At 63.6% G+C, this 19689-nt stretch carries 21 protein-coding genes; 5 read left to right on the forward strand and 16 right to left on the reverse strand.

Translation table 11 applies throughout. The features are described from left to right. On the reverse strand, positions 1-605 hold a 605-nt coding region (locus tag CQ14_RS47080), incomplete at its 3' end, for a LysM peptidoglycan-binding domain-containing protein (protein ID WP_245320665.1). A gap of 109 nt (positions 606-714) precedes the next feature. Then, positions 715-1359, reverse strand: coding sequence for a protein-L-isoaspartate(D-aspartate) O-methyltransferase (locus tag CQ14_RS31650; protein WP_430650232.1), 645 nt, complete (start codon positions 1357-1359; stop codon positions 715-717). 246 nt (positions 1360-1605) lie between these two features. On the opposite strand from CQ14_RS31650, the gene CQ14_RS31655 reads away from it, so the two are divergent. Continuing rightward, positions 1606-1983, forward strand: a complete 378-nt coding sequence (locus CQ14_RS31655; RefSeq protein ID WP_082650126.1) for a response regulator — start codon at positions 1606-1608, stop codon at positions 1981-1983. Between the two features lie 103 nt (positions 1984-2086). On the opposite strand, the gene surE is transcribed toward CQ14_RS31655, so the two are convergent. From surE to CQ14_RS31715, 12 genes are all read right to left on the reverse strand, one after another. After that, positions 2087-2854: a 5'/3'-nucleotidase SurE gene (surE, locus tag CQ14_RS31660; protein WP_057861721.1), complete on the reverse strand. Its 768-nt coding sequence runs from the start codon at positions 2852-2854 to the stop codon at positions 2087-2089. Positions 2855-2950: 96 nt separating this feature from the next. Further along, entirely contained in the window at positions 2951-3418 is a 468-nt protein-coding gene (locus CQ14_RS48410) for a hypothetical protein (RefSeq protein ID WP_082650123.1), read from the reverse strand. A gap of 12 nt (positions 3419-3430) precedes the next feature. After that, the gene (gene serS, locus CQ14_RS31670; RefSeq protein WP_057861723.1) at positions 3431-4762 is read right to left on the reverse strand and encodes a serine--tRNA ligase; all 1332 of its coding nucleotides are present in this window, start codon (positions 4760-4762) and stop codon (positions 3431-3433) included. A gap of 174 nt (positions 4763-4936) precedes the next feature. Beyond that, on the reverse strand, positions 4937-5758 hold the full coding sequence (gene tatC / locus CQ14_RS31675) for a twin-arginine translocase subunit TatC (RefSeq protein WP_057861724.1): 822 nt from the start codon (positions 5756-5758) through the stop codon (positions 4937-4939). Continuing rightward, positions 5755-6273 carry a Sec-independent protein translocase protein TatB gene (gene tatB, locus CQ14_RS31680; protein WP_057861725.1) on the reverse strand — a complete coding sequence of 173 codons (519 nt, stop codon included), beginning with the start codon at positions 6271-6273 and terminating at the stop codon, positions 5755-5757. The genes tatC and tatB overlap by 4 nt, the downstream gene beginning before the upstream one ends. Before the next feature lie 105 nt (positions 6274-6378). After that, positions 6379-6621, reverse strand: coding sequence for a twin-arginine translocase TatA/TatE family subunit (locus CQ14_RS31685; protein WP_057834624.1), 243 nt, complete (start codon positions 6619-6621; stop codon positions 6379-6381). Positions 6622-6768: 147 nt separating this feature from the next. Beyond that, on the reverse strand, positions 6769-7521 hold the full coding sequence (gene scpB, locus CQ14_RS31690; protein WP_057861726.1) for an SMC-Scp complex subunit ScpB: 753 nt from the start codon (positions 7519-7521) through the stop codon (positions 6769-6771). 18 nt (positions 7522-7539) lie between these two features. Continuing rightward, positions 7540-8367 carry a segregation and condensation protein A gene (locus tag CQ14_RS31695; protein WP_057861727.1) on the reverse strand — a complete coding sequence of 276 codons (828 nt, stop codon included), beginning with the start codon at positions 8365-8367 and terminating at the stop codon, positions 7540-7542. Then, a complete protein-coding gene (nagZ, locus tag CQ14_RS31700) occupies positions 8364-9386 on the reverse strand; it encodes a beta-N-acetylhexosaminidase (protein ID WP_057861728.1) in 1023 nt (340 codons plus the stop codon). Before nagZ ends, CQ14_RS31695 begins: the two co-directional genes overlap by 4 nt. Positions 9387-9433: 47 nt before the next feature. Next, entirely contained in the window at positions 9434-10951 is a 1518-nt protein-coding gene (locus tag CQ14_RS31705) for an SPOR domain-containing protein (RefSeq protein WP_057861729.1), read from the reverse strand. Between the two features lie 114 nt (positions 10952-11065). Continuing rightward, positions 11066-12859: an arginine--tRNA ligase gene (gene argS / locus CQ14_RS31710; RefSeq protein WP_057861730.1), complete on the reverse strand. Its 1794-nt coding sequence runs from the start codon at positions 12857-12859 to the stop codon at positions 11066-11068. 9 nt (positions 12860-12868) lie between these two features. Then, positions 12869-14065, reverse strand: a complete 1197-nt coding sequence (locus CQ14_RS31715) for a deoxyguanosinetriphosphate triphosphohydrolase (protein ID WP_057861731.1) — start codon at positions 14063-14065, stop codon at positions 12869-12871. A gap of 104 nt (positions 14066-14169) precedes the next feature. Between CQ14_RS31715 and erpA the strand changes: the two genes are divergently transcribed. Continuing rightward, entirely contained in the window at positions 14170-14499 is a 330-nt protein-coding gene (erpA, locus tag CQ14_RS31720) for an iron-sulfur cluster insertion protein ErpA (RefSeq protein WP_057861732.1), read from the forward strand. A gap of 258 nt (positions 14500-14757) precedes the next feature. On the opposite strand, the gene CQ14_RS31725 is transcribed toward erpA, so the two are convergent. Together CQ14_RS31725 and CQ14_RS31730 are read right to left on the reverse strand one after the other, a co-directional pair. Further along, entirely contained in the window at positions 14758-15393 is a 636-nt protein-coding gene (locus tag CQ14_RS31725; protein ID WP_057861777.1) for a response regulator transcription factor, read from the reverse strand. A 509-nt stretch (positions 15394-15902) separates the two neighbouring features. Beyond that, positions 15903-16808, reverse strand: a complete 906-nt coding sequence (locus CQ14_RS31730) for a LysR family transcriptional regulator (RefSeq protein ID WP_057861733.1) — start codon at positions 16806-16808, stop codon at positions 15903-15905. A 224-nt stretch (positions 16809-17032) separates the two neighbouring features. Here CQ14_RS31730 and CQ14_RS31735 point away from each other — a divergent pair, with 224 nt between their 5' ends. The 3 genes from CQ14_RS31735 to CQ14_RS31745 all read left to right on the forward strand — a co-directional run bounded on the left by CQ14_RS31735 (position 17033) and on the right by CQ14_RS31745 (position 19556). Further along, the gene (locus CQ14_RS31735) at positions 17033-18106 is read left to right on the forward strand and encodes a tartrate dehydrogenase (protein ID WP_057861734.1); all 1074 of its coding nucleotides are present in this window, start codon (positions 17033-17035) and stop codon (positions 18104-18106) included. 87 nt (positions 18107-18193) lie between these two features. Beyond that, positions 18194-19162 (forward strand): tripartite tricarboxylate transporter substrate binding protein BugD, encoded by a 969-nt coding sequence (locus tag CQ14_RS31740; protein ID WP_057861735.1) that lies wholly within the window; start codon positions 18194-18196, stop codon positions 19160-19162. 178 nt (positions 19163-19340) lie between these two features. Continuing rightward, positions 19341-19556 carry a hypothetical protein gene (locus CQ14_RS31745; RefSeq protein ID WP_057861736.1) on the forward strand — a complete coding sequence of 72 codons (216 nt, stop codon included), beginning with the start codon at positions 19341-19343 and terminating at the stop codon, positions 19554-19556. Positions 19557-19689: the final 133 nt, after the last annotated feature.

Here is a 19689-nt window from a genome sequence, read left to right on the forward strand (position 1 = left end):
GCAGGCGCCGGCGCGGGGGTCGCCGCCGCCGTCTGCCGCGGAATGATCAGCTGCTGGCCGGGCGACAGCACGCGCGGGCCCTTGTAGCCATTGGCCTGCAGGATCGCCGCAGCCGAAACATTGTAGCGCTTCGCCAGAAGGTCGAGCGTGTCGCTGGTGCCGACGATGATCGTCGTGCCACCCTGCGCCGCGGCCGGACGGGCGGCCGCGACCGAGCGCGGCGGCACCGTGGCAGTGGTCTCGATCGGCGGATTGGAGGGCGGTGCATAAGACGAAACCCCGCGGCCTCCTCCCGACACGCCGCTCGGGCTCGCCGGATAAGCGTGCGGTGCAGCGACGGCGGGCGGCGGCAAGGCCTGGGACTGGAATTGCGGAGCGGTCTGGGCTGGCGGCCGGGAATATTGCGGCAGCTCGCGGCGTTCGGCCGCGGGCGCGCGGACCGAACCGGTCTCTTCGGGCTGGGAGGCAAAGGGGTTGGAGAACGAGCTATCGGAAAAGCGCGTCTGCATATCGGCGCTGCAGCCGACAAAGCCAACCGACATCAGCGTCAGCACCGCGGCCTGCGGCAGCCGACGCGAGCGAAGCAACTCGGTGAGACGGGACATGGTTACTCACTCGTACGCAACAAAATACTGTTTTGAGTAAACACGTACCGAGTAAATAACCGCTTAACCCTTGGAATAAGATGTTGGCGGGAACCGCCAATCCGGGATTTTACAGCTCGCGGGCTATTCCCGGCAGGGCCGGGACGAAGCGGACATCGACCAATTCCTTGCGCTCGAAACCGCTCTCCGTCCGGGTCATCCGGACCAGCGTCTGGGTGCCGTGATGGGGCCCGACCGGGGCGATCAGGATGCCGCCCGGCACCAGCCGCTCCAGCAGCTTTTCGGGAATCTGCTCCATCGCTGCCGTCACGATGATGCGGTCGAAGTCACCGGCGCCCGCTGGAATGTCAAAACCGTCGCCGAGCATCACCTCGATATTGAAATAGCCGAGCGCCTCGAGCCGATCGCGCGCCGAGTCCGCCAACGTCCGGTAGCGCTCGATGGTCAGGACATGCGTGCACAGCCGCGACAGCACCGCGGCCTGGTAGCCGGAGCCGGTACCGATCTCGAGCACCTTGTGGTCCTTCTGCAGCTTCAACTGCTCGGTCATGTAGGCGACCACGAAGGGCTGGCTGATGGTCTGCCCGCAGGCAATGCCGAGCGCGCTGTCGCGGTAGGCATGACCGCGATCGCCCGCCGTCACGAAAGCCTCGCGGGGCACCGCCTCCATGGTCCGCAGCACCGCCTGGTCGCTGATCCCCCGCCGCCGCAGGGTGAGCTGAAACATCATCTTCTCGGGCGGTTCTTGCGACATTGCGGTCTCGTGGCGGGACTCAGCCGCCAATCCAATGCATCAGCCACGCCGAGATGTAATAGCGTCCGCGCATTTAAGGAACGATTTCCTCAAGATTGTGGTTCCGGCTCAGGAACCGGTGGTCGCGTCCCGGCGTTAGGGGGACGGAAAATCCCTCGCGAGAAACGGGATTCGCCGTCTATGTCGACATTGCAACATATGACGTTTTTTGCGAACCTTGACACTCGGAAGGGCAAGGAATCCATCATGGTAGCGACACGGCCGGCGGGCTGTTCTGTTTTCCTCGTCGAGGACGAGGTCATGATCCGGATGATGGTCGCTGATATGCTGGAAGAGCTCGGCCACAGCGTCGCGGCCGAGGCCGGCGAAATCGGCGAAGCGGTCAAGCTGGTGCAAACGACTGAATTTGATCTCGCGATTCTCGACGTCAACGTCAACGGGAAGGTGATCACGCCAGTGGCCGAGCTGATCACTGCGCGCAACCGCCCCTTCATCTTTGCAACCGGCTACGGCTCCTCCGGCCTGCCCCAGGAATATCGAGACCGCCCCGCGCTGCAGAAGCCTTTCCAACTGGAAACGCTGGCTCAGGTGATCAGTGCGACGATGAAGAGCGCGCCGGTTTAGCCGCGATAAGTAGCCCGGATGGAGCGAAGCGTAATCCGGGATCGGTGAGCCAACCTGCGAGAGCTTCCCCGGATTTCGCTTCGCTCCGTCCGGGCTACAGGCATCACTTCAACGTCGTCACCAGCTCTTCCGAAAACGCTTCATCGGTGCGGTCCAGCCGCAGCGGTGTGACCGAGACGTAGCGCGCAGCAAGCGCCGCCAGATCGGTGCCCTCGGCCGGCGTATCCATCATCGCCGCGCGCTCGAAACCGATCCAGAAATAGGGATTGCCGCGGCCGTCGTGCCGCTTGTCGACTTTCAGGAAGCCGAGATTGCGCTTGCCCTGCCGCGTCACACGGATGCCCTTGACCTGGTCGGGCGTGCAGGCAGGAAAGTTGACGTTGATCACGGTGTTCTTCGGCACGCCCGCATCGATCACCTTGCGAATAATGTCAGGGCCGAATTTCAGTGCGGTTTCCCACAACGGCGCGTGACGGGTCTCGATGGAAAACTCCTGGCTCAGTGCAAACGACGGAAAGCCCAGAATCGTGCCCTCGAGCGCTCCCGCGATCGTACCGGAATAGACAACGTCTTCCGCGACGTTGCGGCCCCTGTTAACGCCAGACAGCACGAGATCGGGCATCTTCTCGCCGAGGATGTGGCGCGAGCCCATGATCACGCAATCGGTCGGCGTGCCGCGCACCGCGAAATGACGCGGACCGACTTCGCGCAGGCGCAATGGATCGTTCAGCGACAGCGAATGCGAGACGCCGGACTGATCGAGCTCGGGCGCCACGATCCAGACATCGTCGGATAGCGCGCGGGCGATCTCCTCGACGATCTTCAGGCCCGGCGCATGAATGCCGTCGTCATTGGTGCAGAGAATTCGCATCCGTCAAAATGCCTTTTGGTTCAGATCGAGGCGGGCTTTTGCCTTTGGACGTCGTCTTATCCGGCTATCGCAGCTGAGGCAAACCGGCCCGATTCCTCATGTTTTCTTTATCCAGACCCGCCATGGGCGCGCGAATCTGGCGCCGCCATCGATTTTCATCTGCAGATCCGGCGATGCCTGTTGCGCCAATTCGATGGGCGGAGACGGCGGCATCGCAGCCGCTGGCGACGCCGGCGCCGCTTGCGGAGGCTCAGTGGCAGCCGGGAGCTCCAGTTTCGGTGGCGGAGATGGTGCGACGAGGTCGACCGCCGGCACTGCCATAGCTACCGGCTCCGATCCCGCCTCCGGCAGCTTGTGCCGCGTCCGCGCAACCGCCAGCCCCTTATCGAAATCGGCTACATTGAGCCACTCCTTGGCCCGCATCCGATCGATCAGATCATCGTCCCACAGGCTGATTACTTCTATATCGAAGGCGCCTTGCAGCCGCTGGTCGATCAACTGCATCCCGTGGCCGGTTACAGCCCATTGCCTCCCGATCCAAAGGATGTCGCGATGCAGGGCCATTCGTGCCTTGTGCTATTTGTCCCGCTCGATGGCTTTGAGCCCGCCCATATAGGGCTGCAGCACAGCGGGCACCGCGATGGAGCCGTCTTCCTGCTGATAGGTTTCCATCACCGCGATCAGCGCGCGGCCGACCGCGGTGCCGGAGCCGTTCAGCGTGTGCACGAAGCGCGGCTTGCCATCGGGCCCGCGCGAACGCGCGTCCATGCGCCGCGCCTGGAAATCGCCGCACACCGAGCAGCTCGAAATTTCCCGGAAGGCACCGCCCTCGCCCTGCCCGGGCATCCAGACCTCGATGTCGTAGGTCTTCTGCGCTGAAAATCCCATGTCGCCGGAGCACAGTGTCATCACGCGGTAATGCAGGTCGAGCTTTTGCAATACCTGCTCGGCACACGAAAGCATCCGTTCATGCTCATCGCGGCTGGTCTCCGGCGTCGCGATCGACACCAGTTCGACTTTTGTAAATTGATGCTGTCGGATCATGCCGCGGGTATCGCGCCCGGCAGCCCCCGCTTCAGCGCGGAAGCATGGCGTCAGCGCGGTCAGCCGCATCGGCAGCTCTTTTTCGTCGACGATGGATTCACGGACGAGGTTGGTCAGCGAGACTTCGGCGGTCGGAATGAGACCGAGACGTTCGGTCTTCAATCGTTCGTCGGGAGCCACGAGCAGTTCGCCCTTGATGGCCCAGAACTGGTCATCTTCGAACTTCGGCAATTGTCCGGTGCCGAACATGACGTCGTTGCGCACCAGCAGCGGCGGATTCACCTCGGTGTAGCCGTGCTCGTTGGTGTGGAGATCGAGCATGAACTGGCCGATCGCGCGCTCCAGCCGCGCCAGGCCCTTCTTCAGAACGACGAAGCGCGCGCCGGACAATTTCGCGGCGGCCTCGAAATCCATGTAGCCGAGCGCGCCACCGAGATCGTCATGCGGCTTCGGCGTGAAGGCGTAGTTGCGGATCTTGCCGTAGAGGTGGCGCTGCACATTGCCGTGCTCGTCTGCGCCCTCGGGCACGTCGTCGAGCGGCAAGTTCGGAATCGCGGCAAGCTCCTTCGCCAGCTCCTCATCCGCCGTTTTCGCAGCCAGTTCGAGCTCCGGCATCGTGGTCTTGAGCTCGGCGACCTCGGCCATCAGCTTGCCGGCGCGCGCGTCATCCTTGGCTTTCTTCGCCTCGCCGATTTCCTTCGAAGCCGCATTGCGCCGCGCCTGCGCCTGCTCGGACGCCAGGATGGCGGCGCGGCGCTTCTCGTCGATCGCAAGCAGCGAAGCCGACAGCGGCGCCAGTCCCCGGCGCTTCAGTCCGGCGTCGAAGGCTTGCGGGTTGTCGCGGATCGATTTGATGTCGTGCATTGCTCACTTCCCGTCATGGCCGGGCAAAAGCGCGAAGCGCATCTTCACCCCAGAATCCCGGCCATCCACGTCTTTGCTGCGTTAGACCAAGTCGTGGATGCCCGGGTCAAGCCCGGGCATGACGAATCATGGGCAGCACGGCGCGATGATAGGGAAAAATGCAGCCCTAAGGCCCTATTCCGCCGGATTGACTTCCGGAGGCGGGCTGGCGGGTGGTGCGCCTGACGCGGCCTGCGCGGCAGCGGCCTTCTTTTCCACCATGCGGACCGCAATGATCGCGCCCTCGTAGAGCGCCAGCAGCGGGATCGCGAGCGAGGCCTGGCTGATGACGTCGGGCGGCGTCAGCACGGCGGCGATCACGAAGGCGATCACGATGAAATAGCGCCGCTTCTCGCGCAGCATCTGGGAGGTGACGATGCCGATCCGCCCCAGCAAGGTCAGGATCACCGGCAACTGGAACGCGACGCCGAAGGCGAAGATCAGCGACATCATCAGCGACAGATATTCGCCGACCTTGGGCAGCAACTGGATCTGCGCGCTCTCCTCGCCGCCCATCTGTTGCATACCGAGCGAGAACCGCACCAGCATCGGCAGCACCACGAAATAGACCAGCAGTGAGCCGAGCACGAAGAAGAACGGGGTTGCGATCAGGTACGGCAGGAACGCGCCGCGCTCGTGCTTGTAGAGGCCGGGCGCCACGAATTTATAGATCTGCGTCGCCACGATCGGGAACGAGATGAAGGCGGCGCCGAACAGCGCGAGCTTCAACTGCGTGAGGAAATATTCCAAGAGCGCGGTGTAGATGAATTTGGAATTCTCGGCGCCCGCGACCCAGACGAACGGCCAGACCAGCACGTTGTAGATCTGCTTGGCGAAGAAGAAGCAGAAGATGAACGCAATGCCGAAGCCGAGCAGCGCCTTGATCAGCCGCGAGCGCAGCTCGATCAGGTGATCCATCAAGGGGGCCTTGCTGGCCTCGATGTCTTCGATGGTCATGACGCTTTGGCGTCCTTGAGAATGTCGGGCGCCGGCGGCGCAACGTCCTGCGGCGTGGGCTGAACTTCACGCGTGATTGCCAGCGGCTCGGATACGGCCGCATGCGCCTCCGCCTCGACGAAGGTCTCTGGCGTCGGCGCGGCCGGTGTCGTCGGGGTAACGGGTTCGCTGATCGCGCCTGCCACCTGCGCGTCGTTGGCTGGGGCGGCAGCCGGCTTGTCGATGTCGCCGATCTGCAGGGCGTCGTTGACGTCCTTTTGCAGCGAGGTCATGACGTTGGCCGGGGAAAGCGCGGTTGCGGTTTCCTTGACCTCGTCAAAGCTCTTCTTGAGGTCGGCCATTTCGGCCTCGCGCATGGCTTCCTGGAACTGGCCCTGGAATTCGGACGCCATCTTGCGCGCCTTGCCCATCCATTGCCCGACCATGCGCAGCACGCCCGGCAGCTCTTTCGGGCCGATGGCAATCAGCGCGACAACCGCGATGACAACCAGTTCACTCCACCCGATGTCGAACATGAATTCTTCCGCTCGCGCGAGACGTCCGCGCCCCAATCCATCATAGCCAAGATTTGGAGCCGCCCGCGCCTTTTCTCAACCGGCGCCAATCTCAAGATGCCCGGTTCAGACAGCCTTGCTGCCGACATCCGTGCGTGCCGCCGTCGGCGCCGGCGTCGCATTGTGATCGATGGTTTTCACCGGTTCAGCGGGCTTTTCGGCTTCCTTGGTGTCGTCCTGCATGCCCTTCTTGAAGGCCTTGATGCCCTGCGCGACATCGCCCATCAAGTCCGAAATCTTGCCGCGCCCGAACAGCAGCAGGACCACTGCGATCACGACGATCCAGTGCCAAATGCTAAGCGAACCCATCCTGCAACCCTCCAAAAAGAGACGGCCGGCTTCCGGCCAAGCTTTGGCGGAAGGTAGGCCCGAGAGGTGTCAAAAACAAGGACCCCTGCCGCGGCAAATCGCTGTCGCGGCTACGTAATATTGCTATTGTTAACCCGGCCTGAGGGACTAACCAGCCGAGCCTTCGGAACCGGCTCCGCCGCCCTCTTCCGGCTCGGCAGCCGGCGCCAGCAGCAGTTCCAGATTGTCTCCAGCCTCCAGCGGGTCCTCGTCCTCACGCAGCGCCACGTCGTCCGACGGCGTCGGAACGCTGAAGCCGGAAGGCAGCCGCGAATCCAGCAGTCCCGTGCCCTTCAGCTCTTCCAGGCCCGGCAAATCTCCCAGCGCCTCCAGGCTGAACTGCGAGAGGAACGCCTCTGTGGTGCCGAAGGTCAGCGGCCGGCCCGGCGTCTTGCGACGGCCGCGGGGCCGGATCCAGCCGGTTTCGAGCAGCACATCCAACGTTCCCTTGGATGTGATCACGCCGCGGATCTCCTCGATCTCGGCGCGCGTCACGGGCTGGTGATAGGCGATGATCGCGAGCACCTCGATCGCCGCCCGCGACAGGCGCCGCGTCTCCGTGCTTTCGCGCGTCATCAGCCACGACAGATCGCCGGCGGTACGGAACGTCCACTTGTTCGCCACGCGAACCAGATTGACGCCGCGCGGGGCATATTCCGCCTGCAGCTGCGCCAGCGCCGCCTTGACGTCGACGCCATCGGGCATGCGCTTGGCTAAGGCGGCCTGATCGATCGGCTCGGCAGAGGCAAACAGCAACGCTTCGAGCAGCCGCAATTCCTCTGGCCGCGCGGCCTGATCGGTATTCTGGTCGATGGGATGATCCTCGGCATCTTCCATGCGTTTTTCCGCCAGGCTTGCCATGGCTAGGTCTCCTTCCACTTACTCGACCGTCATATCCGGCGCCGGCGCCGCTGCCTGCGGCGGACGCTTGCGAAAATACAGCGGCGCGAACGCCTCTTTCTGGTTCAGCTCCATCTCGCCTTCGCGCACCAGTTCGAGCGCTGCGGCAAAGCTCGACGCAAACACCGTCGCCTTTTGCGAGGGATCGACGACGTAGCTGAGCAGGAAATCGTCGAGGCAGCTCCAGTCCTCGGATTCGGTCATGCCGACCAGCCGCTCCAGCGAGGCGCGCGCTTCGGCGAGCGACCACACCGTGCGCTTGGCCAGATGCACCGTCGCCAGCACGCGCTGCTGACGCTGCGCGGCATAGGCGGAGAGCAGGTCGAACAGTGTCGCGGTGAATTTGGGGTGACGGATTTCGGCGATCGACTCCGGATTGCCGCGCGGAAAAATATCGCGCTGGTACTGCGGACGGTTCATCAGCCGGTTGGCGGCTTCCCTGATAGCCTCGAGTCGGCGAAGCCGATTGGCAAGTGCGGTCGCCATTTCTTCCGCACTCGGTCCGTCCGGCGTGGGCGGTTCGGGCAGCAGCAGGCGCGATTTCAGGTAGGCAAGCCAGGCAGCCATCACGAGGTAATCGGCCGCGAGTTCGAGGCGGATCTTTCGCGCGGCCTCGATGAAGGTCAGATACTGATCGGCCAGCGCCAGGATCGAAATCTTGGCGAGGTCGACCTTCTGCTGCCGCGCCAGCGTCAGGAGCAGGTCGAGCGGGCCTTCATAACCCTCGACGTCGACGACCAGCGCGGCCTCGCCGTCGGTGATCTCGGCGGGCCGTCCGGTTTCAAACGATAGAATCTCAGCCGTCATACCGTTCCTACCCGATCCACCAACGCTTCAAGTTCAGCCCGTCCCGCCTGCCGGTCGAAGGGCTCAGGCTGCCTTCGCGCGGCCAGCGCCCGCCTGGCGCGTTCCAAGGCCCCATCAGCCAGTTCCGGCGTCTCGCGCGCCACGTCGCGCATCTCGTCGAGCTTGCCGTTGCAATGCAGGACCATGTCGCAGCCGGCGTTGACGATGGCGCGGGTCCGCACGGCGATCGATCCGGCCAGCGCATTCATCGACACGTCATCACTCATCAACAAACCCTGGAACCCAATTTCGCCGCGAATCACCTGATGGATGATTGTCGCAGAAGTCGTCGCGGGTTGGGCGGGGTCTAACGCGCTAAACACAACATGTGCGGTCATCGCCATCGGCAGGTCCGCCAGTGGCTGAAAGGCCGCGAAATCGGTCCGTTCCAGCTCGTCTCGCGCCGTATCAACGGTCGGGAGCCGAAAATGGCTATCTGCGGTAGCCCGGCCATGGCCGGGAATGTGCTTCAGCACGGGCAGCACGCCGCCCTGGTCCAGCCCCTCGGTAACCGCGCGCGCGATCGCCGCGACCTTGGCGGGCTCGGTTCCGTAGGCCCGGTTGCCGATCACGGCGTCGGCGCCGGCCACGGGAACGTCCGCCAGCGGCAGGCAGTCGACGGTAATGCCGAGGTCGATCAGATCGGCCGCGATCAGGCGGGAACTCAGGCGGGCCGCCTTCAGGCCCAGCGCCGGGTCGAGATCATAGAGCGCGCCGAAGGTGGCGCCGGGCGGATAGACCGACCAGTGCGGCGGCCCGAGCCGGGCCACCCGGCCGCCTTCCTGATCGATCAGGACCGGCGCGTCCGCCTCGTCCACAAGGCGCCGGAATTCATTAACAAGCGCAGATACTTGATCCGGCGCTTCGATATTGCGTTTGAACAGGATCAAGCCCCATGGCAGTTCGCCACGGATGAATTCCCGCTCTTCAGCGGTCAATTCCGGTCCCGATACGCCCGTGATGAATGCGCGGCTTGTCATGGGGGCCGATTAGGCCCCTCGCAGCCCCTGGGTCAAGGAAAGCGCCGTTAATTCCTTTGGACGAAGCACTGGCCGCCGGCAGATTTCAGGCTGTTGCAGACCTGCGCCGCCTCCTCGGACGAGCCGAACGGACCGGCGAAGGCGCGGTAGTAGACGCCCTTTTCGCCGAGATCGACCCGCTTCACCATCGATGAGTGCGGTCCCAGCACGCTCGGGAACTTGCCCTGCAGCGCCCGGTAGGAGGCCTGCGCATCGGCCTCGTTCTTCTGCGAGGAGACCTGGACCAAATAACCACCGCTGGCTGCCGGAGCCTGCTGCGCCGGATTGACGGCGGCGACACGCGCGGGCGCTGCCGGCGCAGGATCGGCCGCACCGGGTGCCAGAGACATCGGCGGATTGGCACTGGCATTGGCCGATGCCGGGTTACGCCCGGCCGGCGCTGCGGGCGGCACAGTCGGGCCTGGTCCTGGAGCGGCAGCGCTTCGTGTCGTCGGCGCCGGCCGCGGAGGCGGCGCGCCAGCGCCTGCCGGGACACCGCCATTGTCGGCCGGGTCACCCTTGACGGCGAGCGTCCTGATCCGGCGCGGCTCGTTGTTCATCGTGCCGTTCGCCCCGTTCTGCGGCGGCAGGCCCTGAGGAGAAACGCTCGAAACCGGAGGCGGGCTGTTGTTCTGGTTTAGCGGCGGAAACACCACGCGCGGCGCGCCGGACCTCGTGACGTCGACCGGGGTCTCCTCGCGCGACACCAGTTTCTCGCCACCATCGCCTGACAGCAACCGGTCGGGGTTCTTGGCGGCGCCTGCATCTGACGGCGCCGGTACCACCTTGGTCGGGCTGTTGTCGGCCCGGATGATCGGCGGCTCGCCTGAGCGCGGCGAACCCACATAGGTGCGATAGGCAAAGGCAGCGCCGGTCCCGACCACGGCCAGCGCCAGCACCGCGGCGACCGTCATCAGGCCGCTCGAGCGCTTCTTGGGCTCGGGCTCTTCCTCGTATTCGCTCTGGTAGGCATAGGGATCGTCCGGATAGGCCGGATCGCGCTGATAGTCGTGCTCGCCGTTCTCCAACCGCCCATACAGCGCATCGTCGTAGCGCGACGGGTCCTGCGGCTGCGGGTCGTCGGCATATTGCTGGTGTTGCGGAGCCTCGTAATAGTCGTCCCGCACGGGCGCTTCATGAGCAGGCACCTGCGGCGGCTGGGCCGAATAGCGATGCAACGGATGTACCGGCGATGGCTGCTGGTATTCCGGCTCGTCGTCGTAGTGGTTCTCCGGCAGCGGCGACGGAAGTGGCGGCGGCGGGGTCGTCTCCTGCCGTGCGCGCTGCATCCACGCCGGCAGGGCCGGCGGCGCGGCGGGCTCCTCTTCCGGCTGATCATACGCCGGCGGATCGTACTGTGGCGGACGCGCATTGGCCCGCGACTGCAGCGGGCGTGGCGCTGGCTTGGGGGCGTTCCCGAACGAGTCGTTCTGCCCGATCAGCCTTGCGAGTTCGGCCAATGGATCGCTCTCGCCGCGAGCCTGGTCGGCGGAGGGAAAAGGTCGGTCCTGATATCGATCAGCCATCGTGATGATGCATCCCTACGGGACAGCGCCAACCCGCCATGTAAACAAACCATGACGAGCGGCCCCTGCCAGATACCCTCACGAACCCCCATTCGTGAAGGCCTTCGCCCCTGCCTACCGCATCTCGGTCGGAGCGTGGACGCCGAGAACGGCTAAGCCCGATGCCAGAACCGAGACGACGCCCTGGACCATAGCCAGTCGCGCCCTCGTGATCTCTGCATCATTAGTCATAATGAAGCGTAAATAGGGCAAATCCCGCCCCTTGGTCCACAACGCGTGAAATTCACTGGCCAAATCATATAGATAAAAAGCGATTCGGTGTGGTTCATGCGCGACCGCCGCCGCCTCGATTATTCGGGGATAGAGCGCCAACCGCTTCAAAAGGTCCATTTCGGCCGGATCTGTCAGCCGCTCGACCGGGGCGGAACCCAGCCAGGCGGCCCGCGCGGCGTTGTCCGTGGGCAACTCGGGAACCACCTCGCGGGCATTCTTGAAAATCGAATGTCCACGTGCATGTCCGTACTGCACGTAGAAGACGGGATTGTCCTTCGACTGTTCGAGCACCTTGGCAAGATCGAAATCGAGCACGGCGTCGTTCTTGCGGAACAACATCATGAACCGCACCGCGTCGGAACCAACCTCGTCGACCACTTCGCGCAGCGTGACGAAATCGCCGGAGCGCTTCGACATCCGCACCTGCTCGCCGGCGCGCAACAGGCGCACGAGCTGCACGATCTTGATGTCGAGCGCGGCCTTGCCGGCGCTGATGGCCTTCACCGCCGCTTGCATTCGCTTGATGTAACCGCCGTGATCAGCGCCGAACACGTTGATCATGTCGAAGAAGCCACGATCGACCTTGTTCTTGTGGTAGGCGATGTCGGACGCGAAATAGGTGTAGGAGCCGTCCGACTTGATCAGCGGACGATCGACGTCGTCGCCATAGGCGGTGGCGCGGAACAGCGTCTGGATACGGTCTTCGTAATCCTCGACCGGCTTGCCCTTCGGCGGCGGCAGGCGACCTTCGTAGATATCGCCCTTGGCGCGCAGGAAATCGATGGTTTCGGTGACCTTGTTATTGCCGGTCTCGACCAGCGAGCGCTCCGAGAAGAACACGTCGTGCCTGATATTGAGCGCAGCGAGATCGCCCTTGATCATGTCCATCATCATCGCGATCGCCTTGGCGCGTACGATCGGCAGCCATGACGTGTCAGGCATCGCCTTCAGCTTGTCGCCATGTTCGGCGGCGAGCGCCTGTCCGACGGGAACGAGATAGTCGCCGGGATAGAGCCCTTCCGGAATCTCGCCGATGTTTTCGCCAAGCGCTTCCAGGTAGCGCAGGAACGCCGAGCGCGCGAGCACGTCGACCTGCGCGCCGGCATCGTTGATGTAATATTCGCGCGTGACGTCATAGCCGGCAAAGTCGAGCAGGCCACACAGCGCGTCGCCGAACACTGCGCCCCGGCAGTGGCCGACATGCATCGGCCCGGTCGGGTTGGCCGAGACGTATTCGACATTGACCTTGGCGCCGTGGCCGACCGCGCTTTTGCCGTAGAACGCGCCTTCGCGCAGCATCGTCAGCAGTTCGTTCGCCCAGACCTGAGGCTTCAGGGTGAGATTGATGAAGCCCGGGCCGGCGACCTCGACCGCGGCGACCAAATCGTCAGCGCGCAATTTTTCCGCGATTTTATCGGCGAGATCGCGCGGTTTTACCTTCGCCTCCTTGGCGAGCACCATTGCGGCGTTGGTTGCCATGTCGCCATGGCTGGCATCGCGCGGCGGCTCGACCACGACGCGGGAGAAATCGATACCGGCGGGCCACTGGCCCTCGGCCGCGAGCGCGGCGCAGATTGCCTGCACGCGCGCCAGCGCGTCGGCAAACAGGTGTTGTGAAACTGGCTTGTCGGACATGGGCGCCGCCTAACGCAAATCCGGGGTCGAGTCAAAAAGCCTTTGATGCTCGATTAAGGCAAAACGATCGGTCATTCCGGCGATGAAATTGCCGATCCGGCGGGCCCTCTCGCCCTCCGTTTCGCGCTCGGTGCCCTCAACCCATTCGGCCGGCAGGTCACCCGGCGAGGACTGGTAGCGCGCAAACAGATCAAACAGGATGCCTTCGGCCTCGCCCATCACCCGCATCACCCGGTGATGCCTGTACATATGCAGCTTCAGGAACGCCTTGATGGCGGCCTCCTCCTCCGCGACATCGGGCGGAAAGGCGACCAGCGGCTGATGGTGGTGGCGGACGTCATGGGCCGATTGCGGCTTCGCCGCGGCAAGGCGCCTGCCCGCCTCCGACATGACAGCGCCGATCATGTAGGAAATCAGCTCGCGCACCAGTTCCGCGCCGCGCCTGGCGTCGTCGAGATGGGGATAGTGACGGTCGATCTCGCCGATGATCGCTTCGGTCAGTGGCATCACCTTGAGGTCGTCGACGGCGAACAGCCCCGCGCGCAGACCGTCGTCGATGTCGTGGGCATCATAGGCGATGTCGTCGGCGAAGGCTGCGACCTGCGCCTCCAGCGAGGCGTAGCTCCACAGCTCCAGATCGAATTTCTGGTTGAACTCGGCGATGCCGATGGGGATCCCGCCTTCGCCTGCCGCTCCGTCCCGCGCGGTGAGCGGTCCGTTGTGCTTGACGATGCCTTCCAGCGATTCCCAGGTCAGGTTCAACCCGTCGAAATCAGGGTAGCGGTGCTCCAGCGAAGTCACCACCCGCAGCGCCTGTGCGTTATGGTCGAAGCCGCCATGGGCCGCGAGGCATTTGTCGAGCGCCCGCTCGCCGGCATGGCCGAACGGGGGATGGCCGAGGTCATGGGCCAGCGCCAGTGTTTCGGTGAGGTCCTCGTCGAGGCCGAGTTGGCGGGCGAGCGCGCGGGCGACTTGCGCCACTTCCAGCGAATGGGTCAGCCGGGTGCGGTAATGATCGCCCTCATGAAACACGAAAACTTGTGTCTTGTGCTTCAGCCGGCGGAACGCAGTGGAATGGATCACCCGGTCGCAATCGCGCCGGAACGGGCTCCGGGTCCGGCTCGGCGGCTCCGCGAACAGCCGGCCGCGGCTGGAATCGGGGTCGCAGCCATAAGGCGCGCGGGGGGCAGCCATTCCGACCGACACGATTTTTTAGTCCTTATCCATTTGATTCCGCGAGATTACGCACTTAACTATGTCTGAGGCGCCATACCAAATGAATTGGGTATGACGCCGCTGGAGACCATGCCATGACCACTGCCATCACCGTCAGCGAGCGGGCCGCTCGCCGCATCGGCGAAATCCTCAAGGGCGAAGGCGACGGCGCCATGCTGCGCATCTCCGTCGAGGGCGGCGGCTGCTCCGGCTTCCAGTACAAGTTCGACGTCGACCATGCCAAGGCCGAGGACGATCTGGTGATCGCACGTGAAGGCGCGGTGGTGCTGGTCGATCCGGCCTCGGTGCCGTTCCTCGCGGGCTCCGAAGTCGATTTCGTCGACGATCTGATCGGCGCGTCGTTCCGCGTGGTCAATCCGAACGCCACGGCGTCGTGCGGCTGCGGGACCAGTTTTTCGATCTGAGGCGAAAGCAACGGCCGCCCAATCAAGGTCATCTTAGCCGCGCATGCGGCTATCCAGTACGCCGCGGCCCTTCCACGTCATTGTGAGCGCAGCGAAACAATGCATAGCGCCGCAAGTGGAGGCGAGGATTGCTTCGCTGCGCTCGCAATGACGGGTGCATACAGTTTCGTAGCACGGCAAATCGGCTTCAGTATTGCCAGAACGTCATCCCTCACCGGATTGCGGCTACCGCGGCAAATGCCGCCGCCAGCGTGGCGCCTAGTCGTCTCGGGGCCCGTTCTCCGGACCTGATACGTCAAGCCGCTCGGCAATCGTGACGAGTTGAGGCAACGTCTGAACCTTCATTTTTCTCATGATCGCTTGCCGATGAGCCTTGATCGTTCGGTCGGTGCACCCGAGTACGCGCGCGGCATGCTTGTTCGTTTTACCCCGCACGACCAGTTCAAAGACTTGCCGCTGGCGCGGTGTCAGGGTCGATAGCCGGGCCCGTAGCGCTTCCAGTTCGCCGATTAGCGCGCGCTCTGCGTCGTGCCGCGCTATCGCCTTTTCAATTGCGCTCAGTAGTTCGCCCGCACTGGCAGGCTTGATCAAGAAGTTATCTGCGCCCGCCTTGATCGCCCTCACCGTGGTAGTGATGTCCTGGTAGCCCGTCAGAAAGATGATCGGCAGGGATGAGCCGAGTTCAGTCAAACGGCTCTGCAACTCAGGCCCGCTCAAGCCGGGCAGTCGGACATCCAGAAGAATGCAACCTCTCGCATTTTCGTCTGGCCGCTGATCCAGCAATTGCTGAGCCGATGGATAAGTGATGACTCCGTAGCCGGCGATTTCCAGCAAGCGCTGGATGGCTGTTCGAAACGACGCGTCGTCATCCACGACATGGACGATGCCGGGCAAAATGTTCTCCAGGGACGAAAAGTAGCCGCTCTGCTTGCTTTTCTTGCTTGTTGTTGCAGCGCCTTCTCGCCCGGCCATCGCCAGTCGCGTCGCTCTTGGAGGGCAACTATCGACTTGGGATTGGAAGGGCAAATTAAATTCAACACATGCCGCACCGAAAGCAGAGATGTGTCCTTTTCATTGCAAATGCCTCGCAAGTGCGGGCCGATGTGCGGAACTGCATCAGGTGCGTTCTTGGGCATTAAATTTGCTTATGGCGATCGCATTACCGTTGCACCGAGGTGACGCCAGCGCGGCCGTAACGAGCATGCGCGCTCGCCGCCCTCGGTCCCCTACCAAATGATGTGGTGCCGATGACCGCGTGAAAGCGAAGTCCGCAGGGTGGACAAAGGAAGCACTAGCGACGCGCCCACCATCCATCACCAGTCGTGCTGCTCGATGGTGGACACGCTTCGCTTTGCCCACTCTGCGAACGTACGAACTGCGCCACTTCGAATGCCAGCTCGCGCCTACGCCTCACGCGAATAGCGCCGCAGATCGGCTTTCAGCATCTCCAATACGTCGTCCCTCACGGGATCGCGGGTGCCGCGGGTGAAGGCGGCCGCGAGCGGCAGTTTGTTCATGTCGGAGGCGGCGAGGCGGATGAAGCGAACGCCACGGGTTGCCATGCGCGATGTCCAGCGCGGAACGATGGCAACGCCAAGGCCTGTGGAGACCAGGTTGACGATGGTCTGCTTCTCGTCGGCAATTTGCGCAACGCACGCCTCGCGCCCGGCTTCGGCGAACAGTTTCATGGTGAGGTCATGACTGTGCGGGCGCGACCGGCGTTCGGGTACGATCAGCGGCTCGTCTTCGAGATCGGCGATGGTCAGGCGCTTGCGCTGTGACAGCGGATGACGCTCGGCGACCGCGACGACGGCGGTCTCGTGCAGCAGGAAGAGAAACTCCAGCCGCTTGTCGGGCCTATCAGGCGGACGCACGAAGGCGAGATCGAGCCGGCCGGACAACAGGCGCGGCAGCAGGCGCACGGTCTTGTCCTCGACCAGTTGCACGGTGACGTCGGGGCGGCGCTTCCGGAAATCGTGCAGGAGCGGCGGCAACAATCCCGCGGCGGCGCTATCGATCGCGCCGACACGAATGATCGCGGCCCGCTTGCGGCCGCGCGTGCGGAATTTTCCGGCGAGCGCATCGGCCTGTGCCAATAGCGCCCTCGCCTCCTTCAGCAGCACGGCGCCATCATCCGTCAGCGCGACGCTGCGCGTCGTGCGCGTCATCAGCCGCGTGCCGAGGTCGTCTTCGAGCAAGCGGATAAAACGGCCGAGCGCCGACGGCAGCATGTCGAGCCGCTGCGCGGCGCGGCCAAAATGCAGTTCCTCGGCCGCGGCCACGAAGCAACGCAAATGATGCAGATCCATCGGTCCTCCCGGCGGGATTATATCAATTTTTTGTATAAATGGGAGGTAGTTGTCCATCAACGGCGGCGGCCGCAGGATACCCTGAGCGCAAGCCCCGCAGCAGCCGCTGTCATTGCGAGCACAGCGAAGCAACCATGGCCCGTAAGTGGAGAGGTGGATTGCTTCGTCGCTTTGCTCCTCGCAATGACGGTCTACGAGCCGAGCCTGTTCCCAAGGAGATTTCGATGCGTGAATATTCAATCGCGGCCATCCCTGCCGATGGCATCGGGCCAGAAGTGATCGCCGCCGGCGTGCAGGCGCTCGAAGCCCTCCAGAAGCGGCTCGGCGACGTGAAATTCAATGTCGAGACCTTTGACTGGGGTTCCGACTACTACCGCAAGCACGGCGTGATGATGCCGGCCGACGCGCTCACCACCCTGAAAAAATTCGACGCGATCTATTTCGGCGCGGTTGGCGCGCCCGATGTTCCCGATCACATCACGCTGTGGGGCCTGCGCCTGCCGATCTGCCAGGGCTTTGATCAATATGCCAATGTGCGGCCGACCCGGATCCTGCCCGGCATCACCTCGCCGCTGCGCCATGCCGGCCCCGGCGATCTCGACTGGGTGATCGTGCGTGAAAATTCCGAAGGCGAATATGCGGGCTGCGGCGGCCGCGTGCATCGCGGCCTGCCGGAGGAAGTCGGCACCGAAGTCGCCGTGTTCACCCGCGTCGGCGTCCAGCGCATCATGCGCTACGCGTTCGGGCTGGCACAGTCGCGCCCGCGAAAACTGCTCACCGTCGTCACCAAGTCGAACGCGCAGCGGCATGGCATGGTGATGTGGGACGAGATCGCCGACGAAGTCTCGAAAGAATTTCCTGAAGTCACCTGGGACAAGATGCTGGTAGATGCCATGACGGTGCGAATGACACTGAAGCCACAGAGCCTCGATACCATCGTCGCCACCAACCTCCACGCCGACATCCTGTCCGATCTCGCCGGCGCGCTGGCTGGCAGCCTCGGTGTGGCGCCGACCGCGAACATCGATCCCGAGCGACGCTTCCCTTCAATGTTCGAGCCGATCCATGGCTCGGCGTTCGATATCACCGGCAAGGGAATCGCCAATCCGGTGGCGAGCTTCTGGACGGCGTCGCAGATGCTCGATCATCTCGGCGAGTCCGAGGCGTCGGCGCGGCTGATGCGTGCCGTGGAGAAGGTCACGGGCGCCGGCGTCACCACGCCCGATGTCGGCGGCACCGCGACGACAAAGGATGTCACCCAGGCCGTCGTGGACGCCATTCATAGCTCCAACGTGTGACGGCCAGTCGCCGGCGTGGCGGACCGCGCGAGGCAAAAATGCCCGCGCAACAAATCAGAACAAGAATTTTGGGAGGTGCAGATGCAAATGAGAAAGACGGCCGCTATCGCGCTTGCGTTCGCCATGGTCAGTTCTGCAAGTCAGGCGCAGAGCTACCCGAGCCGACCGATCACCCTGCTGGTCCCCTTCGCCGCCGGCGGCGCCACCGACACGGTGGCGCGGGTCACCGCGCAGTCGATGTCGAAACTGCTCGGACAGACGATTGTCGTCGAGAACGCTACAGGTGCCGGCGGCACCATCGCGGCGACGCGGGCTTCGCGTGCGGAGCCGGACGGCTACACGATCCTGATCCACCACATCGGCATCTCTACGGCGGCGACGCTCTATCGCAAGCTTGCCTACGACACCAAGACGGCGTTCGCGCCGATCGGCCTCGTCACCAACGCGCCGATGACGATCATCGGCCGTCCCGACCTACCGCCGAATACGCTCGCCGAGCTCGTCACCTACATCAAGGCCAATGGCGACAAGATGACCTTTGGCAATGCGGGCCTGGGGGCCGCCTCGCATCTTTGCGGCCTGCTGTTCATGAACGCGGTCGGCAAGGAAATCCTCACCGTGCCATACAAGGGCAATGCCCCGGTCATGAACGATCTGATCGCCAAGCAGATCGACCTCTCCTGTGACCAGACCACCAACACCACGAGCCCGATCGCCTCGAAGCTGGTCAAGGCCTATGCCATCACCACGAAGACCCGGCTGGCATCGATGCCCGATCTTCTTGCTGCCGACGAATCCGGGCTGAAGGGCTTCGAGCTCGGTGCCTGGCACGGCATCTATGCACCCAAGGGCACACCTGATGAGATCGTTCAAAAGCTGGCCAAAACGCTGCAGGAGGCGCTGCGCGATCCCGATCTGGTGAAGCGGTTCAACGACATCAACACCGAGCCAGTGCCGCAGAACGAAGCGACGCCCGAAGCCCTGAAGGCAAAACTGATCAGCGAGGTCGATCGCTGGGCGCCGATCATCAAGGCAGCGGGGCAGTTCGCGGATTGAGTAAACCGCTGATTGGAGTGCGCGGCCTTGAAACTTGTGGCGGTGATAATCGGGCAACCGCACTGCCGCAAGCATTCGCCAAAATAATTTTCGGTAGGTCCACTTTCGGACAGACGCGCGGTTTCGGCTGCCAATATCATCAAGCCTCATCATTATCATTTCGACCGAGGGCAGGCTGATGAAGAATTCGTCAGACGAGGTCATGACGCCCCTCAAGCAACATGCCGTCGATGCACTGCGCCGCGCCCGAAAATTACCTGTGGGCCCGCATCGCAACGACCTGAGGCAACTTGCCATGGGGCTGCGCCGCCTCGACCGCGAGGGGATCGGGAGAAATTTCCATCATCGGGAAGCCGGTCTGCAGGGGATTGCCGAGACGCGGTATCCGGGCTGACGTTGCGCTTACAGATCTCAGCGTTCGCCGCCGAACAGCGCGCGCATTGCCGTGCGCGACCTGCGCCGCGATCTTCGGCGCACGGCTGCGGTTGCGCAGCGCTGGCTCATGCGCATGAGCAAAGCCGCGCCTC

It is taken from the genome of Bradyrhizobium lablabi (assembly GCF_001440475.1).
In the GTDB taxonomy this organism is placed as follows: domain Bacteria; phylum Pseudomonadota; class Alphaproteobacteria; order Rhizobiales; family Xanthobacteraceae; genus Bradyrhizobium; species Bradyrhizobium lablabi.

Excerpts from the sequence above, each read along its gene's own strand:
- CQ14_RS31650 (WP_430650232.1), bottom strand. The coding sequence starts at position 1,359 with ATGTCGCAAGAACCGCCCGAGAAGATGATGTTTCAGCTCACCCTGCGG.
- CQ14_RS31655 (WP_082650126.1), top strand. The coding sequence starts at position 1,606 with ATGGTAGCGACACGGCCGGCGGGCTGTTCTGTTTTCCTCGTCGAGGAC.
- surE (WP_057861721.1), bottom strand. The coding sequence starts at position 2,854 with ATGCGAATTCTCTGCACCAATGACGACGGCATTCATGCGCCGGGCCTG.
- CQ14_RS48410 (WP_082650123.1), bottom strand. The coding sequence starts at position 3,418 with ATGGCCCTGCATCGCGACATCCTTTGGATCGGGAGGCAATGGGCTGTA.
- serS (WP_057861723.1), bottom strand. The coding sequence starts at position 4,762 with ATGCACGACATCAAATCGATCCGCGACAACCCGCAAGCCTTCGACGCC.
- tatC (WP_057861724.1), bottom strand. The coding sequence starts at position 5,758 with ATGACCATCGAAGACATCGAGGCCAGCAAGGCCCCCTTGATGGATCAC.
- tatB (WP_057861725.1), bottom strand. The coding sequence starts at position 6,273 with ATGTTCGACATCGGGTGGAGTGAACTGGTTGTCATCGCGGTTGTCGCG.
- CQ14_RS31685 (WP_057834624.1), bottom strand. The coding sequence starts at position 6,621 with ATGGGTTCGCTTAGCATTTGGCACTGGATCGTCGTGATCGCAGTGGTC.
- scpB (WP_057861726.1), bottom strand. The coding sequence starts at position 7,521 with ATGGCAAGCCTGGCGGAAAAACGCATGGAAGATGCCGAGGATCATCCC.
- CQ14_RS31695 (WP_057861727.1), bottom strand. The coding sequence starts at position 8,367 with ATGACGGCTGAGATTCTATCGTTTGAAACCGGACGGCCCGCCGAGATC.
- nagZ (WP_057861728.1), bottom strand. The coding sequence starts at position 9,386 with ATGACAAGCCGCGCATTCATCACGGGCGTATCGGGACCGGAATTGACC.
- CQ14_RS31705 (WP_057861729.1), bottom strand. The coding sequence starts at position 10,951 with ATGGCTGATCGATATCAGGACCGACCTTTTCCCTCCGCCGACCAGGCT.
- argS (WP_057861730.1), bottom strand. The coding sequence starts at position 12,859 with ATGTCCGACAAGCCAGTTTCACAACACCTGTTTGCCGACGCGCTGGCG.
- erpA (WP_057861732.1), top strand. The coding sequence starts at position 14,170 with ATGACCACTGCCATCACCGTCAGCGAGCGGGCCGCTCGCCGCATCGGC.
- CQ14_RS31730 (WP_057861733.1), bottom strand. The coding sequence starts at position 16,808 with ATGGATCTGCATCATTTGCGTTGCTTCGTGGCCGCGGCCGAGGAACTG.
- CQ14_RS31735 (WP_057861734.1), top strand. The coding sequence starts at position 17,033 with ATGCGTGAATATTCAATCGCGGCCATCCCTGCCGATGGCATCGGGCCA.
- CQ14_RS31740 (WP_057861735.1), top strand. The coding sequence starts at position 18,194 with ATGAGAAAGACGGCCGCTATCGCGCTTGCGTTCGCCATGGTCAGTTCT.
- CQ14_RS31745 (WP_057861736.1), top strand. The coding sequence starts at position 19,341 with ATGAAGAATTCGTCAGACGAGGTCATGACGCCCCTCAAGCAACATGCC.